This is a genomic window from Streptomyces sp. LE64 (assembly GCF_052606915.1).
Map to the genome: position 1 here is coordinate 3,807,408 of NZ_CP199708.1, position 21,227 is coordinate 3,828,634.

At 74.9% G+C, this 21,227-nt stretch carries 18 protein-coding genes; 5 read left to right on the forward strand and 13 right to left on the reverse strand.

Annotation, left to right across the window (positions count from 1 at the left end):
- Positions 1-22 precede the first annotated feature (22 nt).
- A complete protein-coding gene (locus tag ACSMX9_RS17360) occupies positions 23-670 on the reverse strand; it encodes a hypothetical protein (RefSeq protein ID WP_445395005.1) in 648 nt (215 codons plus the stop codon).
- Complete coding sequence (locus ACSMX9_RS17365; RefSeq protein WP_445395006.1) at positions 667-1,281, reverse strand: TlpA family protein disulfide reductase; 615 nt, start codon at positions 1,279-1,281, stop codon at positions 667-669. The genes ACSMX9_RS17360 and ACSMX9_RS17365 overlap by 4 nt, the downstream gene beginning before the upstream one ends.
- A gap of 106 nt (positions 1,282-1,387) precedes the next feature.
- On the opposite strand from ACSMX9_RS17365, the gene ACSMX9_RS17370 reads away from it, so the two are divergent.
- Positions 1,388-2,152, forward strand: coding sequence for an SAM-dependent methyltransferase (locus tag ACSMX9_RS17370; RefSeq protein WP_445395007.1), 765 nt, complete (start codon positions 1,388-1,390; stop codon positions 2,150-2,152).
- Between the two features lie 198 nt (positions 2,153-2,350).
- Entirely contained in the window at positions 2,351-2,839 is a 489-nt protein-coding gene (locus ACSMX9_RS17375; RefSeq protein WP_445395008.1) for a nitroreductase family deazaflavin-dependent oxidoreductase, read from the forward strand.
- A gap of 85 nt (positions 2,840-2,924) precedes the next feature.
- Here the strand turns inward: ACSMX9_RS17375 and ACSMX9_RS17380 are convergent, their stop codons facing one another.
- On the reverse strand, positions 2,925-3,572 hold the full coding sequence (locus ACSMX9_RS17380; protein WP_351245502.1) for a TetR family transcriptional regulator: 648 nt from the start codon (positions 3,570-3,572) through the stop codon (positions 2,925-2,927).
- Between the two features lie 304 nt (positions 3,573-3,876).
- On the opposite strand from ACSMX9_RS17380, the gene ACSMX9_RS17385 reads away from it, so the two are divergent.
- From ACSMX9_RS17385 to ACSMX9_RS17395, 3 genes are all read left to right on the forward strand, one after another.
- The gene (locus tag ACSMX9_RS17385) at positions 3,877-4,758 is read left to right on the forward strand and encodes a VOC family protein (protein ID WP_445395009.1); all 882 of its coding nucleotides are present in this window, start codon (positions 3,877-3,879) and stop codon (positions 4,756-4,758) included.
- 341 nt (positions 4,759-5,099) lie between these two features.
- Positions 5,100-7,547 (forward strand): outer membrane protein assembly factor BamB family protein, encoded by a 2,448-nt coding sequence (locus ACSMX9_RS17390; RefSeq protein ID WP_445395010.1) that lies wholly within the window; start codon positions 5,100-5,102, stop codon positions 7,545-7,547.
- 93 nt (positions 7,548-7,640) lie between these two features.
- Positions 7,641-8,381: a nucleotidyl transferase AbiEii/AbiGii toxin family protein gene (locus ACSMX9_RS17395; protein WP_445395011.1), complete on the forward strand. Its 741-nt coding sequence runs from the start codon at positions 7,641-7,643 to the stop codon at positions 8,379-8,381.
- Positions 8,382-8,384: 3 nt separating this feature from the next.
- Here ACSMX9_RS17395 and ACSMX9_RS17400 read toward each other — a convergent pair whose 3' ends face one another.
- The 10 genes from ACSMX9_RS17400 to ACSMX9_RS17445 all read right to left on the reverse strand — a co-directional run bounded on the left by ACSMX9_RS17400 (position 8,385) and on the right by ACSMX9_RS17445 (position 21,076).
- Positions 8,385-8,873, reverse strand: coding sequence for a hypothetical protein (locus ACSMX9_RS17400; RefSeq protein ID WP_445395012.1), 489 nt, complete (start codon positions 8,871-8,873; stop codon positions 8,385-8,387).
- Positions 8,874-9,072: 199 nt separating this feature from the next.
- Entirely contained in the window at positions 9,073-9,264 is a 192-nt protein-coding gene (locus ACSMX9_RS17405) for a hypothetical protein (protein WP_445395013.1), read from the reverse strand.
- 184 nt (positions 9,265-9,448) lie between these two features.
- The gene (locus tag ACSMX9_RS17410; protein ID WP_445395014.1) at positions 9,449-9,628 is read right to left on the reverse strand and encodes a hypothetical protein; all 180 of its coding nucleotides are present in this window, start codon (positions 9,626-9,628) and stop codon (positions 9,449-9,451) included.
- 320 nt (positions 9,629-9,948) lie between these two features.
- Positions 9,949-11,496: an FAD-dependent monooxygenase gene (locus ACSMX9_RS17415; RefSeq protein WP_445395015.1), complete on the reverse strand. Its 1,548-nt coding sequence runs from the start codon at positions 11,494-11,496 to the stop codon at positions 9,949-9,951.
- Positions 11,493-12,167 carry a TetR/AcrR family transcriptional regulator gene (locus ACSMX9_RS17420; protein WP_445395016.1) on the reverse strand — a complete coding sequence of 225 codons (675 nt, stop codon included), beginning with the start codon at positions 12,165-12,167 and terminating at the stop codon, positions 11,493-11,495. Before ACSMX9_RS17420 ends, ACSMX9_RS17415 begins: the two co-directional genes overlap by 4 nt.
- 144 nt (positions 12,168-12,311) lie before the next feature.
- Positions 12,312-15,284, reverse strand: coding sequence for a BTAD domain-containing putative transcriptional regulator (locus ACSMX9_RS17425; RefSeq protein ID WP_445403015.1), 2,973 nt, complete (start codon positions 15,282-15,284; stop codon positions 12,312-12,314).
- A 909-nt stretch (positions 15,285-16,193) separates the two neighbouring features.
- Complete coding sequence (locus ACSMX9_RS17430) at positions 16,194-16,382, reverse strand: hypothetical protein (RefSeq protein ID WP_351245484.1); 189 nt, start codon at positions 16,380-16,382, stop codon at positions 16,194-16,196.
- Between the two features lie 52 nt (positions 16,383-16,434).
- Entirely contained in the window at positions 16,435-17,115 is a 681-nt protein-coding gene (locus ACSMX9_RS17435; RefSeq protein ID WP_445395017.1) for a hypothetical protein, read from the reverse strand.
- A complete protein-coding gene (locus tag ACSMX9_RS17440) occupies positions 17,112-18,338 on the reverse strand; it encodes an AAA family ATPase (protein ID WP_445395018.1) in 1,227 nt (408 codons plus the stop codon). Before ACSMX9_RS17440 ends, ACSMX9_RS17435 begins: the two co-directional genes overlap by 4 nt.
- An 83-nt stretch (positions 18,339-18,421) precedes the next feature.
- A complete protein-coding gene (locus ACSMX9_RS17445; protein WP_445395019.1) occupies positions 18,422-21,076 on the reverse strand; it encodes a bifunctional FO biosynthesis protein CofGH in 2,655 nt (884 codons plus the stop codon).
- Positions 21,077-21,227: the final 151 nt, after the last annotated feature.

Sequence of the window (21,227 nt, forward strand, 5' to 3'; positions counted from 1 at the left end):
CCCGGCCGGCGGTCGGCGGACCTCACCAGTGGGTCAGGTCGACCAGGTGCGCGCAGTGCGGGTCGGCGGTGTCCACGGTCCAGCGCTCGGTCTCGGTGATCAGCGAGGGCAGGGCCGCCAGCAGGGCGGTGACGGCGCCGGAGGTGCGGGTGTCCGCGGCGATGACGTCGGGGAAGTCCTCCGCGCTGAGGTAGAGCCGCAGCCGGTCCTCGCTGAGGGCGAGGAAGCCGCACAGCCGGGTGCCGGGAGCTTCGACGGGGAGGGGTGCGGCGAGCGTGCGCAGCATTCTCAGCACCTCGTCCTCGGGGACGGGCGGGGCCACGGGCACCTTCCTCGGGTCCACCGGGACGAGGAGCATGCCCAAGGTCTCGCCGACCCGGGAACCCGAGTGGAGCCGGGTCCGGGAGAGCAGCGTGCGCAGCTGCCCGACGAGGTGGTGGGCGGTGAGGTGCTCGCCGTCCGTCCGGAGCGGGAACTCGTAGGCCACCAGGTCCTTCCGGTCGACGGACCCCCGTGGGCCGACGACGATCCGGATCGATTCGGCGGAGCGGGGCCCCGGCAGCACGCCCCGCAGATGGGCCTGCTCGGCGAAGGGCGTGTGCACGTGGTGGAGGAGCAGCGCGACGAGCTCCGCCTGGTGTTCGACCACCTCTGCCCGGTTGAGGCTCATCCGGCGGCCCCGTCCTCGCTCCGGCCCGCACCCGACGACGGGCCCAGCAACGTGTCGATCATCCGGCGGAGGCGACCGGCGTCGACCGGGCCGATCCGGCCGGCCGCGATGGCGCCCTCCCGGTCGAGGACGATCGTCGTGGGGAGGCCCTGCACGGGGATGTGCCCCTTGGGGAAGCGGAGCAGCAGCTTGCCGTGGGGGTCGTACAGGCTCGGATAGCCCACCTCGAACGCTGCGGCCGCGCTCCTGCCCCGGTCACGTGTGTTGATTCCGACGAACTCCACTCCCCGGGAACGGGTTTCAGCGGCGACCTCGGCGAGGTGCTTGGCCTCGGCGCGGCACGGTGGACACCAGGAGCTCCAGGTGTTGATGACGACGACCTTGCCCCGGTACGCCGGCCCGGAGAGGTCCAGTTTCCCGCCGTCCACGGTCGCCCCGGAGAGCGCGGGTACCCGGTCCCGACTCCCCTCGGCGAAGGTGCGGGTGCCGTCCGAGTGTGAAGTGACCGCATCCGTATCGGAGTTCGAACCCGAGTCCGAGGTGCAGGCGCTGAGGGGGAGCAGGAGGGCGAGGGCGGTGGTGGCGAGTGCGGCGCGGGGGGCGGTGGCCATGCGGGGAGTCTGGCATGGGTCGGCGCCGGGGCCGCGGGGGGCGGGTGTTGGTGGGGGAGGGGAAATCCGGTTGTGCGCCGGGCGGGCATCGGCTTGGGTGCGGGGCGTGACTGCCGTGAACGCTCTGGTGCGCCCCGATCGTTACCCCCGCTCCTCCCGTTACGACCCCGGGTGGGTCCTCGACCTCGACATGGGACCCCATCCGTTGTGGTTGCTGGAGGACCTCGCCGGGGACCTCGACCTGCGTCCGGGGATGCGGGTGCTCGACCTCGGCTCGGGCAAGGGCGCCTCCTCGGTGTTCCTCGCCCGCGAGTACGGGGTGCGGGTCGTCGCCGCCGACTGGTGGATCGCCCCCGAGCGGGCGGCGGCCGTCTTCGCCGGGGCCGGGGTCGCGGAGTCGGTGGAGGCGGTGCGGGCGGAGGCGCACGCCCTGCCGTTCGAGGAGGGCAGCTTCGACGCCGTCGTCAGCATCGACGCGTTCGAGTACTTCGGTACGGCCGACACCTATCTGCCGTACCTGCTGCGCTTCCTGCGTCCGGGCGGTCAACTCGGCGTGGCCACCCCATCGTTGACCCGGGAGGTGCGTGAGCTCGGGGCGGTCCCGGCCCATGTCGAGCGGGTGGTGGGCTGGGAGGCGATGGCCTGGCACACCACCGAGTGGTGGCGCTTCCAGTGGGCGACCACCGGCCTGGTGGACGTCACCTCGGCCCGCTCGCAGCCGGACGCCTGGCAGGACTGGCTGCTGTGGACCCGGGCCTGCGTCGAGCGCCGGCCGGAGACCCGGGACGCCCGGCAGCCGGTGCTCGACATGCTCGTTGAGGACCGCGGGGAGTTCCTCACCTTCGCCCTGCTGACCGCCCGCAAGCACTGAGCGCGCACCCCTCGCCGGTGGTTCCCGGGGGCGGGCGCGGGGAAGGGTGGTCCGGAAGCGGGCCGCCGGGACGGTGGCACGGCAGGGCCGGAAGCGGGTGGGACAGAGGTGGGACCGTCGAACGGTGGCGAGCGCGGCGCACGCCGCGCGGGCGACCCCCCGCGCGGTGCGTTCCGGACGGGCGGGGCGCGGGGCGCGGTGAGGCGCTGGGTGCAGCGGGCGTCGACCACGCGGGCGTTCGTCCGGGTGGCCCCGACCGTGCTGCCCGCGGTCGACCGGGCGGTGCACCGACTCAGCGGGGGCCGGACCTTGCTCAGCGAGGTGCTGCTGCCCAGCGTGATGCTGGTGGCCACGGGTGCGCGGACGGGCCTGCCGCGGCGGACGCCGTTGGCGTGGGTGCCGGAGCGCGACGGCACCTGGCTGCTGATCGGCTCCAACTTCGGTCGGGCGGAGCATCCGGCCTGGTCGGCGAACCTGCTGGCGCACCCGCGGGCGCGGGTGTACTGGGCGGGCGGGCCCGCGGAAGGCGTGGGGGTGGTGGCCCGGCTGTTGACGGGCGCCGAGCGGGAGGCGGCGTGGAGCGCCGCGGTGCGGCTGTGGCCGCCGTACGCCACCTACCGGTCGCGGACCGCTCGGGAGATCCGGGTGTTCCGGTTGGCCCGGGGGGAAGGGGGTGCCGGGCGGTGAACCGGGGGTCCCGGTGTCGTGGCGATGGGGTGGTGGGTTCGGGGAGGGGTGCGGCGACCGGGCGGGTGCCGGTCCGTGCGGGGTGCTACTTGGTGGGCTTGCGGCCCGTGATGCCGAGGTGGACGAGCAGGGCCAGGTTCGGCTTCAGTTCGGCCTGCTTGACGCCCCAGGTCGTGAAGCCGCGCTGGTGGCCGGCGACCGCGGTGAGCATGGTGACCAGGGAGCCCGCGATGGCCGCCGGGTTGACGTCCTTGTCGACGCGTCCCTTGGCCTGGAGGTCCTTCACGGTCGCCGTCAGGGCGCTGGTGACCGGGTTCAACACGCGTAGCCGGATGCGGGCGAACCGCTTGTCGCCCTCGGCGGCGGCCAGGTCGATGACCCGCAGGATCGCGTCGTTGCGGCGCCAGAAGTCCAGGAATCCGTCGACGAGTTCCTGCGCGGTCTGCCAGCCCGCCCGGCCTGCCCAGGAGCGGCCTTCGAGCAGTCCGCCGAGCGCGGCGGCCTCGGCGGCGACCTCGTCGGCGATCTCCAGGACCGCGCCTTCCACATCCGGGAAGTACTGGTAGAAGGTCGCCGGCGAGGTGCCCGCCTTGCGGGCCACGTCGATGACCTTCACGTCGCGGTACGGGGAAGAGCTGAGCATTTCGCCCAGGCGGTCCAAGAGGTTCTGGCGGGTCGCCTGGCCTCGTCGTCCGGCCACCCGGCCGTCGACGGTTCTCACCTGTCCTGTCATGTCGTCAGCTTACCGAGGGGGCTTCGGAGCGCGATTCGGCCGACTGCAAATGGGGTCCCCCCTGTTCGGGGGGCGCGTTCGGGGGCGCACGGCAGGTGTCCGGAGCGGGGCCCGATGGCGATCGGCGGAGCGTTTTCCTTGGTGGTGCACGGCCTCCGGGTGCGGGGTGCGCGACACCGGTGGGCGGGCCGTTGAAATCGGAAGGATTCGCTGGTCACCCCTGGTGGACGGGGTCCGATTTAGGGTGCAGGGTGACGTTTGGCGTAGATTGCAAGGAGTGTGGGTTCACGGGAAGGTTGCGGTGATGGTCGGGTTCACCGAGGGGGTGCCCTGCTGGGCCGAGGCGATGTTGCCCGACCTGGCCGCGGGGAAGCGGTTCTACGGAGAGCTGTTCGGGTGGACGTTCGACAGCGGCGGCTATGCGCGGGCTTTCCACCGGGAGCGTTCGGTGGGCGCCCTGGTCCACAAGCGGGACGGTCGGATGCCGACCGTGTGGACGGTGTACTTCGCCGCCCCCGACCTCGCGGGAACGGTGCGCCGGGTGCACGCGGCCGGCGGACGGGTGGTGGCCGGTCCGCAGCCGGCCGGTGACGGGACGGCGGCCCTGGCCGCCGATCCGGAGGGTGCCGTCTTCGGGCTCTGGCACAGCGTCGGGCACCCCGGCTTCGACCGGCAGCAGCAGGTGATGTCGTTCTGCTGGGCGGAGGTGTACGCACGGGACGCCGCGGTGGTGGACCCGTTCTACGCGGCGGTGTTCGGCTACGGCGCCACCGATCTGGGTGAGGGCGGACAGCTGCGGGTGTGGTCACCCGCGGGGAGTGCGCCCGGCCCGGACGCCGCGGTGGCCGGACGCATCCTCATCGGCGACAGCTTTCCGCCCGAGATGCCGTCACACTTCCTGGTCTACTTCAGGGTCCCCGACTGCGACGCCGCCGCCGCGACCGTCGTCCGTCTCGGGGGCCGCGTCCAACTGGCGCCCACCGACACCCCCTACGGCCGGATCGCCGTCTTCGCCGACGACCAGGGTGCCGACTTCGGGGTCCTCCAGGACGACGAGGACCGTACGCCGCCCGCGGACGACCCGGAGGCAACCCAGGAGTGCGACGTGCTCGCCGATCCCGGCCCCGGGGGCGGGGCGACGGGCGGTTCCGCGGACCGGCCGCAGGGTACGGGGGAGGATGCGTAGCGACGCGGGTGGGCCGGCGGGCAGGAGGCGGGGGAGTGGTGAAGGCTCGCGGGAGACTGAGTCGTGCGCCACATCCGAGGCCCGGCGCGGGAGGTCGGGGCCCCCGGCGCACCGGGTCGAGTGCCGCACGTCACGTGGTGGACCGTCAGGCGCCCGACGGGAAGGGGGCGGCGTGCGGCGAATGGGATGACTAGTCGTAGACATCCCGTTTCGTCCTCGGGTTCGCAACAGGCCCCCGGGGCAGGAAGAATCGGGGTGCGTGCCGCCCTGGCGGTTCGGTGGTGAGACGCTGCACGGGGTCGTGTTCGCGGAGGCGGCCCGTACGGGGAGGTGGCAGGCAAGTGGTGGATCAGCTGACACAGCATGATCCGAGACGGATCGGCCCGTTCGAGGTGCTGGGGCGGCTCGGTGCCGGCGGCATGGGGCTCGTCTACCTCGCCCGCTCGGCCTCCGGTCGACGCGTCGCGATCAAGACCGTGCGGACGGAGCTCGCGGAGGACCAGCTCTTCCGCGTCCGCTTCACCCGTGAGGTGGAGGCCGCCCGGGCCGTTTCCGGCTTCTACACCGCCGCCGTGGTGGACGCCGACCCTCGGGCCGCCGTGCCGTGGCTGGCCACCGCCTACGTGCCCGCCCCCTCCCTCGAAGAAATAGTGAACGAGTGCGGGCCGATGCCCGCGCAGGCCGTGCGCTGGCTCGCCGCCGGGGTGGCCGAGGCGCTCCAGTCCATCCACGGCGCCGGGCTGGTCCACCGCGACCTGAAGCCCTCCAACGTGCTCGTCGTCGAGGACGGGCCCCGGGTCATCGACTTCGGCATCGCCAGCGGGGTGTCCAACACCCGGTTGACGATGACCAACGTCGCGGTCGGCACCCCCGCCTACATGTCACCCGAACAGGCGAAGGACTCCCGCAGCGTCACCGGCGCCAGCGACATCTTCTCCCTGGGCTCCACCCTGGTGTTCGCCGCCACCGGCCACGCCCCGTACCACGGGGCCAACCCGGTCGAGACGGTGTTCATGCTGCTGCGCGAGGGCCCCGACCTGACGGGGCTGCCCGACGAGCTGCGGCCCCTCATCGAGTCCTGCATGCAGCCCGACGCCCCGGCCCGCCCCTCGCCCGCCGACCTCCAGGCCCAACTCGCCCCCCACCTGTTCGGCTCCGGCTCCGACGACAGCGGCACCGCGTCCGCCTGGCTGCCCGAGCGGGCCACCAGCCTGATCGAGGCCCGCCGCGGCGGGCGCACCCAGGCCGCCCAACTCCCGGCCCCCGCCCACCCGCAGGCCCCGCCGCACGGCCACGGCGCGCCCCCCGCCCAGGGCGGCGCCCGCGGCGGCCGGGGCCGGGGCGCCCCCGGCGTACCGCCGCCCCCGCCGCACGCCCCGCCGCTGCCGCACCAACCGCCCCCCGGCCCCGACGCCCACCCCGACCGGCACCCCGCCGAACCCGGACGGCACGCCGCCGGCCACGGCGGGGTGCGGCTCGCCGGCGCCCGGGTGCCCATCGGCCCCGGACCCCGGGTCGCCGACGCCCGCCCGGCCCACGCCGGCTCCCCCGAGGCCCAGCTCTCCGGGCACTGGTCGCGCTCCGCCGCGGCCGGCCCGGGCGCCGTCGCCGAACCCGCCGCCCCGCCCCGCCCCGCGGCCCCGCCACCGGCCGGCGGCGCCGGCTGGCGCCCCTGGCGGTTCCGGATGTCCAACGACGTGTGGGGCACCCCCGCCGTCGACGGCGACCTCGTGTACGTCACCTCCTTCGAGGTGCACGCCCTCGACGTCGCCACCGGCCGCCGCCGCTTCAAGACCCGCGACGTGGCCTGGTCCATGGCCGTCTCCAGCGGCCGGGTCATCGCCTCGGACGGCCCCACCCTCTACGCCCTCGACGCCCGCGAGGGCACCGACCTGTGGCGCCTGTCCGCGGACGGCTGGGTGTACGCGCTCCGCGCCGACCGGGGCACCGTCGTCACCGCCACCCGCGGCGGCGCCGTCCAGGCGTGGGACGCCTCCGGCGGGCAGAAGCTGTGGGAGGTCACCGGGGTCCAGACCGACTTCGAGACCGCCGAGGCGGGCCCCGCCCTCCACGACGACACCGTCTACGTCTGGCACGACGCGCGGCTGCGCGCCCTGGCCGCCCGCACCGGGGAGGAACGCTGGTCCTACCCGATCGGCGACGCCGCCTCCTGCGGCGGGGTGCCCGTCCGGGTCACCCACGCCCCCGACGGCCACGTCTACGTCGCCGCCGGCACCCGCGTCCTCGCCCTGGACACCGCCACCGGTCGGGTGCGCTGGCACTTCGAGGCCCCCGCCGCCTTCCTGGCCCCGCCGGCCTTCGCCCCCGGCCCCGCCGTCACCGGCGGCGGCGTCTACCTCGCCGACTACCTGGGCACCGTGTACGCCCTCGACCCGGCGGACGGCCGCGACCGCTGGCGCATCGCCACCGAACCCCGCTCCTCCGCCGAACCCGTGCTGGTCGCCGACGGACACGTCCACGTCGGCAGCGGACGCGGTCTCTACACCCTCGACGCGGTGACCGGCACGCCCAAGTGGCGGTTCCAGGCCGGCGGGGACGTGGTGGGCACCCCGGTCGTCGCCGAGGGCCGCATCCACTTCGGCTCCACCGACCACCTGCTGTACACGCTCAAGGCGGACGACGGCCGACTGCGCTGGAAACTGGCCACCGGAGGGGAGATCACCGGCGCCCCGGTGGTCCAGGCCGGGGTGGTCTACGCGTGCAGCAAGGACCGCTGCGTGTACGCCCTCGACGCGGAGAAGGGCACCGGCACCGCCCGTCACGGCTGAGGCCCCCGGCCCGGTCCGTCCCACGGGGTGGACCACCGGGACGGGCGGGGCGGTGGACCGGCGGGCGCCGCCCGCCGCGGGGACAATCGCCCCATGCCCTCCACGACGTCCACCGCCGGGCCGGCCCCGGGCGAACCGCACCGCAGCCTCCTGCCCGCCCTGCTGGCCGCCGGCCGGCCGCACCGGCTGGCCCTCGCCGGCGGGTGGGCCGCCCGCGCCCACGGCCTGGTCGACCGGGCCAGCCGGGACGTGGACCTGGCCACCGCCGCCGCCGCTCCGCTCGCCGAGGTCACCACCGCCGTCCGCACCGCCCTGGAACACCGCGGCTGGACCGTGACCGCCGAGGAACGCGGACCGCTGGCCGCCCGGCTCACCGTGGCCGTACCGGAGCCGCCCGGCGCACTCGCCCCGCTTCCGAGCGCCCCGGACTCCGCCCCCGTGGGCGTCCACCTCTACAAGGAGGTGCTGTGGCACCCGCCGGTCGGCACGCCCCTCGGGCTGGCGTTGGCGCTGGAGGACCTGATCGGGACGAAGGTGCGGGCACTCGCCGACCGGGGGTTGGCCCGCGACCTGGTCCACGTGCACGCCGTCGCCGACCGCTGGAGCCGCCTCGACCTAGAGGAACTGGGCCGCCGGCACGCCCCCGACACCTTCGACCCGCGCGACCTCCAGGCCCGGCTGGCCGGCGCCGCCTGGCTCGACGACCGGGAGTTCCGCGCCTACGGACTGGGGCGCCGGGCGACCGCCGAACTGCGTGCCTGGGCCGGGGAGTGGGGCGACGAGATCGCCGAACGACTCGTCGAGGGGGAGCCGCCGACCGAGGAACCCGACTGAACCTCAGCCGCCCGGCGGCGGTTCGGGCGGCGGCTCCCCGCGCGGCGGCACCGTCCCGTAGCGGGCGCGGGCGGGGCGCCGACCGGACATCACGGCCGCGCCCAGCAGGAGCAGCAGCCCGCCGCCGAGCCCGCCGACGACACCCCAGCCGAGCCCCCGACCGTCGCTGGTGACGGCCAACTCGCCCATCGCCTGCCCCGTGCGGACCATCCACAACACGGTGAACCCGAGCACCACCACCCCGGCCACGGCCACCGCGAGCCGGGAGCGGAGCACCACCCCGACCAGGGCCAGCACGGCAGCGGCCAGGAAGGGCAGGAACAGGGAGAGGAACAGCTCCGCCCGCGCGTCGCTGACACCTCGGGCGGTGAACAACTCGCCCACCTCGTAGTACCGCCCGGGACGGCCGTCGTACCAGGCACGGAAGGGGCTCCAGACGGCGGCCGTCGCACCGAGGAGGGCGAGGAGCGATCCGAGGACGTTGCGCGCCATCGGTGTCGCCTCCTTCGGCCTCACGCCACCGACGCTACGCCCGGTGCCACGGGTTCGCCAGACGGGGCGGACGCCGCCCCGGACACGGCGGTGCCGTGCCGGCGCGGCGTCCCGGCCGTGGGCCGACCGTCGATCAGGGCCGGTCAGCGACGGTTCCCCGGCGCTTCGCCCCGCGGCCGTGCCGGGCCGCGGTCGGCCCTCAGCGGACGCCGGTGGCGTGCTGGTCGGCGACGCGAGCCTGGCCCCCGGTCGCGTGCTGGTCGAGGGGGCGGACCTGGACGCCCTCCTTGCCGCCGGTGGCGTGCTGGTCGGCTGTCGCGACCCCCGACGCGCCGAGGGCCGCCCCGGCGGCGAGGGCGGTCACGGCGAGTAGTTTCGCTGCGCGGATCATGATGGTGTCTCTCCCTGCGGTTGTGGTCACCGGGCGTCCTTCGCCCGGTCGTCGATGCGGGGACCACCGGCGCGGGAACACGACGACAACGAACCGCGGCGGCTCCCCCTCGGTGCCGCCGCGGTTCGTCTTCCCCCGTCCCCCTGTGTGCTTCCCCCGTCTCCCCCCGGTCGGTGCCTCGGGCCTACGGCTTGCCGCCCGTGGCGTGGCTGTCGACGGGCTTGGCCTTGCCGCCGGTGGCGTGGCTGTCCGTGGTCTTGGTCTTGCCGCCGGTGGCGTGGCTGTCCGTGGTGCCCATGACGGGCTCGTCGGTGGCGTGGCTGTCCGTGGGCTTGACCTTGCCGGGCTTCTCGGTGTTGCTCATGGTGCTGAACTCCTGTTTCTGGGAGCCGTTTGCGATGGATCCGTCCGGCAACACCCCCGTCGGGTGCCGGACGAACCGGGTCGGATGGCTGTCCCCAGGGGATGGCCGTCCGCCCGCTCGGTTCGTCCGCCCCCCGCTAAGACGACCCGATGCCCGAATGATGGGCCCGGGCGATAAACGAACGATGAACGCCCCGGTGACCGGAGGATTTCCGGCCGGCCCCGGACCGCCCGGACCTCACCCGGCAGGACGGCCGACGGCGGGCGGGGGGTGCGCCGGCCCGGGGCCGCACCCGCCGCCGTCCCGACCGGTCCCGGGGCTCAGGCCCCGAACCAGCGCCGGACGGCCGCCCGCAGTTCGGCCAGTTCCGCCGCGTCCGGGCGCAGCGAGCCGCAGGCCCAGGCCACCATGCCGTCGGGGCGCACCAGCAGGCCGGTGAGGCCGTCCGGGCCGCCGCGGGCGAGGACCGGGTCGACGGCGCCCTGCCCGGCCGGGAGGGCCGCCGCCGGCGACCGGTCCGCGGTCAGGTCGACCAGCAGGGGACGACCGCTCCGGGCGAGCTCGGCGAGCCGGACCCGCTCCGTCCCGGTGTCCAGCTCCACCTCCAGCTCCGGCGCGAAGCGGCCGACCGCGGGGTGGGGGTCGGTGACGCCCATGTCGTAGCGCACGTCGCTGCCCGCGACCAGGTCGGCGAGGTGCTGGACGACCTGCTCGCCCCGCAGCAGCTCGGTGAGCAGCTCGCGCAGGGCGGCGGCGTCCTCCCCCGGCGCGGTCAGCGCCGCCTGCGCCCGGGCGTTGAGCAGCATGCGCCGGGCGGCGAGGCGGCGCTCGGCGTCGTAGCTGTCGAGCAGTCCCGCGGGGCCGGTGCCGCGCAGGGTCGCGGCCAGCTTCCAGCCGAGGTTGGCGGCGTCCTGGAGACCGAGGTTCAGCCCGGGGCCGCCGCCGGAGGCGTAGACGTGGGCGGCGTCGCCGACCAGCAGGACCCGGCGGTCGCGGAACCGCTCGGCGACCCGGGTGTGGCCGCCGTCCAGTCGACGCAGCACGTGCGGGCCCGCTCCGTCCGGGGCGCCGAGCGGCAGTTCGACGCCGAGGACCCGCTCGACGCTCGACGCCAGCTCGGCCAGCGTCATCGGCCCGTCGGAGGCGGGCTGGTCCCACTCGGTGGTGCTGACCAGCGGCGGGTGGCCGGGGAAGGGGGCGTAGGAGAAGCTGCCCCGGTCGGTGAGGTGGGGCAGGAAGGGCAGGACCGGTGCGCGTCCGGGGATCGCGAGGGCCCCGTTGACCGGGTCGATCCAGTCGGCCGGAACGTCGGCGTGCGCGGTGCGGTTGGTGCGGCGGTCGTAGCCGACGCCGGGGAAGCCGATCCCGGCGAGCTTGCGGAGCACGCTGTGCGCCCCGTCCGCGCCGACCGCGTAGCGGGCGCTCAGCCGTTGCTCGCCGTCGGGACCGGTGACGTCGAGGGTGACCGTCCGTGCGTCCTGGGCGAGAGCGTGCACCCGGTGGCCGCGCCGCAGGTCCACGCCGAGGGCGAGGGCCCGTTCCGCCAGGACCTCCACGATGCGGTGCTGCGGCACGGCCAGGCCGAAGAGCGGGCTGGAGTCCAGCAGGCTGAGGTCGAGGCCGAGCGCGCCGAACATGAAGTAGGCCGAGTTCGGTAACGGCGGCTCCGGGCTGCCGCTGAGCGGCTCGTGCAGCCCCCGGTGGTCCATCAGGCGCACCACCTGCCCCAGCAGGCCGTTGGCCTTCGGCACGGTACTGGGTCGGGGGAGTTGCTCCAGCACGATCGGGCGGATGCCGGCCAGGCTCAGTTCGCAGGCGAGCATCAGCCCGTTCGGGCCGCCGCCCACGACGATCACGTCGGCTGTCACGGTCGGGTCTCCTCGGCGGGTCGGGGGCCGTGCGGCCCCGGTTGCGGGACGGGCAGGCCGGCGGCGAGCTGCTCGAACACCCGGGTGAGGACCGTGTCGAGCGGTTCGGCGGACGCGGAGCGCAGACCGTGTTCGACGGCCACCGCGCTGCCGGCCGCGACGACCGCCGCGACCAGCCTCGGGTGGAGGTCGTGATCGGGGTCGGTGCCGGTGCGCCGAGCGACGGCGGCGGCCAGCGTCCGTTCGGCGGCGGCGCCGGCCTTGACGATCTCGCCGGCCAGGGCCGGCTCGGTCAGCATCAGCCGTACGCCCTCGCGCCACCGCGGGTCCTGCGGAACGGAGTCGGGCGGTGCGAACCGGCCCAGGACGGCGCGGCGGAGCGCTTCCCACAGCGGCTCGTCGGCCGGCCGGGCGAGCAGGTCCTCGGCGACCCCGGTCATCCGCTCCAGGTGGCTGTGGGCGATCGCCTCCGCCTTGCCGGCGAAGTAGTTGCGGAAGGTGCGGACCGAGACGTCGGCCTCGGCGGCGATCCGTTCGATCGTCACCTCGGCCCAGCCGTGCAGCACGCACAGCCGGATCGCCGCCCGGCTCAGGGCGAGTCGGGTCTGCCGCTTCTTGCGCTCGCGCAGTCCGGGCGGTCCGTCCGCGGAGGGCTCGTCGATGGGGGACATGGGAGAAGGGTAGAAAAATCTTGCACAGACGGCAAGATTTCTGAATCGGCAAGTTTTTGGATACTGTCCGCCCTCCGCACCCGCCCCGGACGCGCAGGTGCCGCCCCCCGGACGGCCGGGGAGCGGCACCTCGGTGACGGGTGCTCAGGCCGCGGCGGCCGGCGCCAGCAGGCCGCGCACCTCCTCGGCCTCGTGCGAGCCCAACTCCTCGTAGATGGCGAGGGCCTCGGTCAGACAGGCGCGGGAGCGGTCCGACTGGCCCAGCCGGGCGAGGGCCCGCCCCAGCAGGGTCAGCACGTTGCCGCGCCGCCACGGACCGCCGATCTCGCGCAGTGCGGCCAGCGCCTGCTCGGCGAGGGCCGCGGCCTGCGCGGGACGCTGGCCCACCAGATGGGCCTCGGCCAGCCGGAACAGGCTCATCCCCTCCCACAGCCGCTGCCGCGACTCGCGGAACACCGATAGCGCGGCGGTGAGCTGCCCCAGCGCCTCGGTGAGCCGGCCGGCCTGGGTGAGCGCCATCCCCAGCGCGTAGCGGCCGTTGGCCAGCCGCAGCGTGAGCCCGATCCGGTCGTAGATCGCCACGCCCTCCTCGGCGAGGCGCACCGCGCTCTCGGTGCGCCCGGCGGCGAGCTGGATGCGCGACAGGTTGCACAGGGCGCTCGCCTCGCCCGGTCGGTTGCCGTCCGCCCGGAACGCCGCGATGGAGTCGCCCAGATGGCGCTCGCCCTCCGCGTGCCGCCCCTCGTACAGGGCGATGATGCCGCGCTCGTTGGGTGCGTTGCAGCGCACCCACGGGTCGTCGGTGCCCGCGCTGAGTTCCAGCGCCCGCCGGGCCTCGGCCTCGGCTTCGGCGAACCGGCCCCCTGTGCTGTGCACCAGGGTCAGGGTCAGGCCCGCCCGGGCCGCCGTGCGGACGTCGCCGACGCGGACCGCGGCGTCCCGCAGCGCGCCGGCCGCGGTCTCGTAGCGACGGGCACCCACCCCCGTCTCGGCCAGTGCCTTCGCCGCGATCAGCAGGTCCACCGCGCGGCGCAGCCCCTCGGGCCGCTCGCCCTGGCGGACGGCGGCCAGCAGGCACTCGGCCTCCGAGTACAGCCAGTCCAGCGCCGGCCCCGGGTCGGTGAAGGACAGCCCGGGGTGGCTGGTGGGCTCCAGGTGGTCGACGGTGCGGTCCCCGGGGCGCTCCAGCGCGTACACCCCGGCCGTGGTGGCGAGGTAGAAGTCGAGCAGCCGCCCGAGGGCGGCGGAGCACTCCTCGGGGTGCTGCTCGTCCCGTTCGGCGCAGGCCCGCGCGTACAGCCGCAGCAGGTCGTGGAACCGGTACCGGCCGGACGCCGCCGACTCCAACAGGGAGATGTCGACCAGCCCTTCGAGGAGGTCCTCGGCCTCCTCCTCCGACAGGTCGAGGGCGGCGGCCGCCGCCGACAGCGAGAGGTCCGGGCCGTCCGCGAGGCCCAGCAGCCTGAACGCCCGGGCCTGCGCCGGCTCCAACTGGCCGTAGCCCAACTCGAAGGTGGCCTTCACCGCGAGGTCGCCGGCCTGGAGCTCGTCCAACCGGCGGCGCTCGTCGGCGAGCTTGGCGGCGAGCACCGACACCGTCCAGGTGCGGCGGGCGGCCAGCCGGGAGGCGGCGATCCGGATGGCCAGCGGCAGGAAGCCGCAGGCGGCGACCACGTCGAGCGCGGCCTCGCGTTCGGCGCCGACGCGTTCGGCGCCGACGATCCGGGTGAACAGTTGCAGGGCCTCCTCGGGGGACATCACGTCGAGGTCCACGAGGTGGGCTCCGGCCAGGTCCACCATGCGCACCCGGGAGGTCACCAGCGCCGCGCAGCCCTCGGTGCCGGGCAGCAGCGGGCGCACCTGGGCGGCGTCCCGCGCGTTGTCCAGCAGCACGAGCACCCGCCGCCCGTCGAGCACCGTGCGGTACAGGGCGGCGCGCTCCTCCAGCGTCTTGGGGATCGACGGCTCCGGGGTGCCGAGCGCCCGCAGGAACGCGCCGAGCACCGCCTCGGGCTCGGCGGCCCGGGGGCCGGCGCCTTGGAGGTCGACGTACAGCTGCCCGTCCGGGAAGCCGGCCCGCGAGGCGTGCGCCACGTGCACCGCGAGGGTGGTCTTGCCGACGCCGCCGATGCCCGCGACCGCCGACACCGCCATGACCCGCCCCTCGGCGGTGGTGAGCACCTCGCTCAGCTCGGCCACGAAGGTCGAACGTCCGGTGAAGTCCGGTACCGTCGCCGGGAGTTGCGCGGGACGGGCCGGGGTGGGCGCCGGCTCGGGTGCGGTCGCGACGGGTTGGCTCAGCGAGGGGTCGGCGCGCAGGATGCGCTGGTGCAGTCCGCTGAGGTCGGGGCGCGGGTCCACGCCCAGCTCCTCGGCGAGCAGCCGCCGGGTGTCGGCGTAGACGGCGAGCGCCTCGGCCTGGCGTCCGCTGCGGTAGAGCGCCAGCATCAACAGTTCGCGCAGCCGTTCGCGCAGCGGATGGGCGGCGGTCAGTGCGGTGAGTTCGGAGATCGACTCGGCGTGGTGGCCCTGTTCCAGGTCCAGGTCCAGTCGGGTCTCCTGGAGTTGGAGCCGCCACTCCTCCAACCGGGTGCGCTGGTTCTGCGCGTACGGTCCGGGCAGGCTCGCCAGGGGCTCGCCCTCCCAGTGCGCGAGCGCCTCGCTCAGCAGGGCGCGGGCCCGGGGCAGGTCGCCCCCGGTGCGGGCCTTGTCCGCCGCGGCGGACAGGTCCTCGGCCCGGGTGAGGTCGAGCGCTTCGGGCGGCACCCGGATCGCGTAGCCGCCCGCCTCGCTGCTCAGTACGCCCGGCCCGAGCGTCTTGCGCAGCCGGGAGGCGTAGGTGCGGACGGTGGCGAGCGCTTGACTGGGGGACTCCTCGCCCCAGAGCGCGTCGATGAGTTGGTCGGCGGTGGCCATCCGCCCCTCGCGCAGCAACAGCGCGGCGAGCAGCGCGCGCTGCTGGGGCGAGCCGGTCGCCAGGGGCGCCGTCCCGCGCCAGGCCCGCACCGGGCCCAGCACCCCGAAGCGGAGTTCCGGCGCCGCCCGGTCGGCCCCGGCGGGCCGTCGCGCGGTCGGGGCGCCGGGCGCCGGGAGGGCGCTGGCGTCCGCCCCGGGCACGTCGCTGGTCGCCTGGTGGGTGCTGGCCGCCGCGGCCCGGGTCGGGTGCGCCCCGGCGGTGCGGTCGTCGGTGTGGTGCGTCCTGCTGTCGGCGTCGGTGTGCGTCCGGTGGCCGTGCCCCGGGTCCGGTGCGGCGCCGGCCCCGCCGGCGGGTCCGGTCACCGTGGCTCCGGTGCCGCCCGCCCCCTCCCGGTCGTGCGCCCGGGCCCCGCCGACGTGCGGGGTCGCGGGCCGACCGGAAGCGGGTGCCGCCGGGCGGCGCTGATCCGGGACTCGCGGTACTCCGTCCATGCGTTCCCCTGCCCTGCCTGACGTGATTCCTGAGGTTTCGTCAGTGTGCCTTGTTCCTACACGAAGAGTCAGTCTTGATATGCGCCTGTCACAGTAGTCGGGTGTGGTGCTTCGTCCGTCGACGTCCGGCCCCGCACAAGGGCGGTCGTACCCAGGGTGGACACCCGTACGCCGGTGGAAGGTTCCCGACCGGTTCCCCTGAACGAGGGGTTCCGCCCGCGCCCGGTCGACGGCGACGGGCCGGGCGCGGAGCCGTTGCGGTCTCCGGGAGGACCCCGGCCGCCACCCGGGGCCCTCCCGGCGCCGGCGGCGAGCCGTTCCCCGCGACACGGTCCACGAACGGTCTCCTCGTCGTCTTCGACGCCCCCGGTCCCGACGTCGACCCGTGGGCGGAGCCGGGGCGGCGCGGCCCCGGCCGGATGCCGGGTGCCTTCCGGACCGGAGGATGCCGACGGCGGTCCCCGCGGTTGCCTGCCCGAGGCCCGGACGCACGGTCCACGCGTCCGGGCGTCATCCGGTACGGCGGGCCCGCCGTACCGGATGACGTCGACATGCGCAGGACGACTACGCCCGCCGAAAGGTTGTACGGGCCCGTCCCGCGCGGAGGCCGGGCACGGGTCAGGACGGCGGGTCCCGGCGGGCGTAGTCCGTGGCGGTGCCCCCGTGTTGGTCGACCCACCAGGCGATCCGGCAGTCCAGACAGGTGTAGCGCCACCGGGGGAGCCGCGTCTCCGGATCGGCGGCCTGGGCCAGGATCACGCACGTGTGCCCGCACTGGACGCACCGGACCGGCTTCTGAGCGTTCACCCGGCCAGTCTCGCAGGGCGCCCCCGTTTCCCCGCGGGGCCGCGGCGGGGCGTCAGCGCGCGGCGGGCGGGGCCCAGCTCGCCAACTCCTCGACGAAGTCGGCGTAGGAGTCGTTCCGACCCTCCGGAACGGAGACCAGCCCGTGCTCCAGAGCGCGGCGGGCGACCGCGGGGCCGTCGCTCTCGCGGAAGACGGGAGAGCCGAGCCGTCTCTTGAGTTCTTCCTTGGGCCCCTTGAGCCGCCCCGAGTCCTTGCCGCGCAACTGAGCGGGGACCTTCCACTTCGGGTGCACGCGCGCAAAGGCGTCCGGGAAGAGGAGGAGCCAGCCCTCGGACTCCCAGGCGGCGAGTGCCAGGGCGGTGAGGGCTCCGCCGCACTGGGTCCTCAGAGCGTCCGCGACCGACGCCCGCACCTTCCGGTACTGCGGGTCGGTGAACCCGTCCAGGTCCTCGTGGACCACCAACCCCAGGAGTTCCGAACGCTGCTGGAGGGCCTTGGCCCGCGCCTTCCCGACGAGGGCCTTCGCCGCCACGGCCAGTTCCTGGCCGGACTTGCGGCGCAACCGCACGGGATCGTTGATGCGGACCAGTTTGGCGGCCGTGCACAGGTCGGGCCGGTGCGCGCGTATCAAGGCCGCCACGATCTCGCAGTCGTTCTGGTCCTCGCCGGCGAGGACGATCACGCGTCCCCGTGCGCCGCCCCGCCGGTCGCCGCCCCGGTCCCGGCCCGTCACAGCGCATCCCCGGTCAGATCGCCGCCCAGCACGCCCGCGAACCAGAGTTCGCCCAGCGGTTGGTCCCCGGACGCCTCGACGATCGCCTCCACCTCGTCCACGGTCAGCGCCGGAATGATCGACGCGCCCTCCTCGTCCCGGTCACAGACCAGGAACTCCCCGGGACGCAACCGGTTGACCAGAGCGGGAGAGTGGGTCGCGACGATGAACTGGGTGCGCTCGGAGGCTTCGCGCAACCGCTGCACCACCAACTCCAGCGCCTGGGGGTGCAAGCCGTGGTCGATCTCCTCGATGCAGGTGAACGCCGCCGGACGGGGGTCGTACAGCAGGGCGAGCAGGCCGAGCAGTCGGACCGTGCCGTAGGAGGCGTCGGCCAGCGGTGTCAGCCGGCGCAGTCCGCGCTCCCGCAGTACCACCGTGAGCTGGTCGATCGCCCCGCCGACCTCCTCGAACTCGATGTTCTCCAACTGAGGGAGGACGTGCCGGGCGTCCTCGACGAGGCGCTCCCAGAGGTCGTCCCGAGCACTCAGGCTGATCAGGAACGCGGCCAGGTTCTCCGCGTGCGGTGCCAGGGTCGCCATGTCCGCGGCGTGCAGCCGGGTGGGCAGCCGGGCAGCGGCCACGTCGACGTCGAACACCCGGAAGGAGGAGAGACGGTCGGCGACCCGGGACACCTCGTCGCCGCCGTCCGAGGGGCCGAGCCGGGGGAGGGTGGACAGACCGCTGCTCAGCCGGCGGATGCCGAAGCTGCTCCCGCTGCCCTCCTCCTTGCCGGAGCGCTGGTCGACGACGTGCGCCTCCTCACCGGAGATGGTGATGCGCCGCCCCCGCCCTCGCGTCCGTTTGAACGCGAAGACCTCCTTGCGGGAGAGCGTGTAGGCGGGCCCGTGGGACCGCAGCGAACGGCGCCGGATCGTCAGGTCGTACTCGTCGGGCGCGTTCAGGGTGGAGTGGCTCGTCCAGGTGGCCTTGAGCTGGATGCGCATGGACGTGGGCGGCTTGACACCGCCCCAGAAGGCGACCTCGTCGAAACCGCCCCGGGCGTCCAGCGCGGGCTGGAGGTCGGTGCGGATGATGTCGGCGAGGAAGTCGAAGACCTTCAGCACATTGGACTTGCCCACACCGTTCGGCCCCACCAGCACGGTCAGCGGACCGAGCGGGACGGTCACGTCGCGCAGGCTGCGGAAGTTCTCGACGTGCAGTTCGAGGAGACGACTCGACATGGGGTGAACCTACCCGGTCCGTGATCACGGCGGAGGCTGATCCTCCGCCGATCCGCCCCGCCCTCCGGCCGCCCCGCCCCGCCCTACTCCTCGCCCGTGGGAAGCACCGGCAGCAGCCGCGGCAGGTGACCGTCCGAGGCCGCCGCGGCCCGCTGCCGCTCCTCGGGGACCTCCCCGTACAGGGTCGTCCGGGGCCGGGCCGGCCGGCCCGCCGCCTCCGCGATGGCGACCAGGTCCTTGACCGAGCGGTATGAGCCGTAGCCCGAGCCGGCCATCCGGGAGATGGTCTCCTCCATCAGGGTGCCGCCCAGGTCGTTCGCCCCGGACCGCAGCATCTCCGCCGCCCCCTCGGCGCCCAGCTTCACCCAGCTCGTCTGGATGTTGCGCACGTGCGGGTGGAGCAGCAGGCGGGCCATCGCGGTCACCGCCCGGTTGTCCCGGGTCGTCGGACCGGGGCGGGCGATGCCCGCGAGGTACACCGGGGCGTTGGTGTGCACGAAGGGCAGCGTCACGAACTCGGTGAACCCCGCGACGCCCTTCTCCTGCGCCCGTTCCTGCACCTCCACCAGGGTCCGCAGGTGCCCCAGCCAGTGCCGGGGCTGGTCCACGTGCCCGTACATCATCGTGGACGAGGAGCGCAGGCCCAGTTCGTGCGCCGTCTCGATGACCTCCCGCCAGGTGGCCGTCGGCAGCTTGCCCTTGGTGAGCACCCAGCGCACCTCGTCGTCCAGGATCTCCGCCGCCGTGCCCGGCACCGAGTCGAGCCCCGCCTCCTGGGCCGCCGCCAGCCACTCCCGGATCGACAGCCCGGTGCGGCTCGCCCCGTTGACGACCTCCATCGGCGAGAACGCGTGCAGGTGGATGCCCGGCACCCGGGCCTTCACCGCCCGCGCCAGGTCGAAGTACGCCGTCCCGGGCAGGTCCGGGTGGATGCCGCCCTGCATGCACACCTCGACCGCACCCACGTCCCACGCCTGCGCCACCCGGTCCGCGACCTGCTCCAGGGACAGCGTGTAGGCGTCGGCGTCGGTGCGGCGCTGCGCGAAGGCGCAGAACCGGCAGCCCGTGTAACAGACGTTGGTGAAGTTGATGTTCCGGGTGACGACGTACGTCACCTCCTCGCCGACGACCGACGCGCGCAGGTCGTCCGCCACCCCGCACAGCGCGTCCAGCGCCGGGCCGTCCGCGTGCAGCAGCGCCAGCGCCTGGGCGTCGTCCAGCCGGGTCGGATCGTCCGCCGCGGTGCGCAGCGCACCGCGCACGTCCCCGTCGATCCGGGACGGCACCATCCCCGGCGCGGCGGCCTCGCGCAGCGCCTCCCAGTCGCCGTACACCGCGTCGAAGTCCTCCCGCCGGTCGGCGGTGCGGCCCTCGGTGTCGATGGTGCGGTGCAGGTCGGTGCGGCCCGAGGGCGCGGCGAACCCCTCGTCGGGCTCCTGCCAGGGCAGCCCCACCGGCCGGGCGTCCGGATCGGCCAGCCCGGTCACCGGGTCGGCCAGCGCCCGCACGTGGGGCAGCACCCGCGGGTCCAACCAGGGCTCGCCCCGCTGCACGAACTCCGGGTACACGCACAGCCGTTCGCGCAGCGTGAAGCCGGCCGCCGCCGAGTGCCGCGCCAACTCCTCGATCCGCGGCCACGGCCGCTCCGGGTTGACGTGGTCGATGGTCAGCGGCGACACCCCGCCCCAGTCGTCGACGCCGGCCCGGATCAGCCGCCCGTACTCCTCGTCCACCAGGTTCGGCGGGGCCTGGATGCACCCCGCCGGGCCCATCAGCAGCCGGGCCACCGCCACCGCGGCCACCAGGTCGTCCAACTCCGCGTCCGGCCTGCCGCGCATCGCCGTGTCCGGCTTGGCCCGGAAGTTCTGGATGATCAGCTCCTGGACGCCCCCGTAGGCGCGGGCCACCTTCCGCAGCGCGAACAGCGACTCCGCGCGCTCCTCGTACGTCTCGCCGATGCCCAGCAGCAGTCCGCTGGTGAACGGCACCGAACTGCGGCCCGCGTCCTCCAGCACCCGCAGCCGGACCGCGGGCTCCTTGTCGGGCGAACCGTGGTGCGGGCCGCCCGGCTCGCTCCACAGCCGGGTCGCCGTCGTCTCCAGCATCATGCCCATCGACGGCGCCACCGGCTTCAGCCGCTGGAGGTCCGTCCAGCTCAGCACCCCCGGGTTGAGGTGCGGCAGCAGCCCCGTCTCCTCCAGGATGCGGATCGACATCGCCCGCACGTACGCCAGGGTGTCGTCGTACCCCTCCGCGGCCAACCAGGCGCGGGCCTCCGGCCACCGGGCCTCGGGCTTGTCCCCGAGGGTGATCAACGCCTCCTTGCAGCCCAGTTCGGCGCCGCGCCGGGCGATGTCCAGCACCTCGTCGGGCGAGAGGAACATGCCGTGCCCGGCCCGGCGCAACTTGCCGGGGACGGTGACGAAGGTGCAGTAGTGGCAGGTGTCCCGGCACAGCCGGGTCAGCGGGATGAACACGCTCTTGGAGTAGGTGATGACCCCGGGCCGGCCCGCCGCCTCCAGCCCCGCGTCCCGGACCCGGGCCGCCGAGGCGCACAGGTCCTCCAGGTCCGCGCCGCGGGCCTGGAGCAGCACGGTCGCCTCGGCGAGGTCCAGCGCGACCCCGTCCCGGGCCCTACGCAACGCTCTGCGCAGCGAGTTGGCGGTCGGCCCGGCCACGCCCCCTCGGGCGGGAACTGCGTGATCGGCGGGGCCTGACGGGGTCCGGGCATCTGTCATACGGCGAGCATACGAGCGCCCGCCGACCCCGTCAGCGGGGCCTCCACCAGCAACGATGCCCTGGCACGACCGGCGGGCCTGCATTATCCTCGACCGGACTGCGGCGCCCGTTCGAGCCCTCGGCCGGCCGGGCGACGACCCGGCGGGCGTG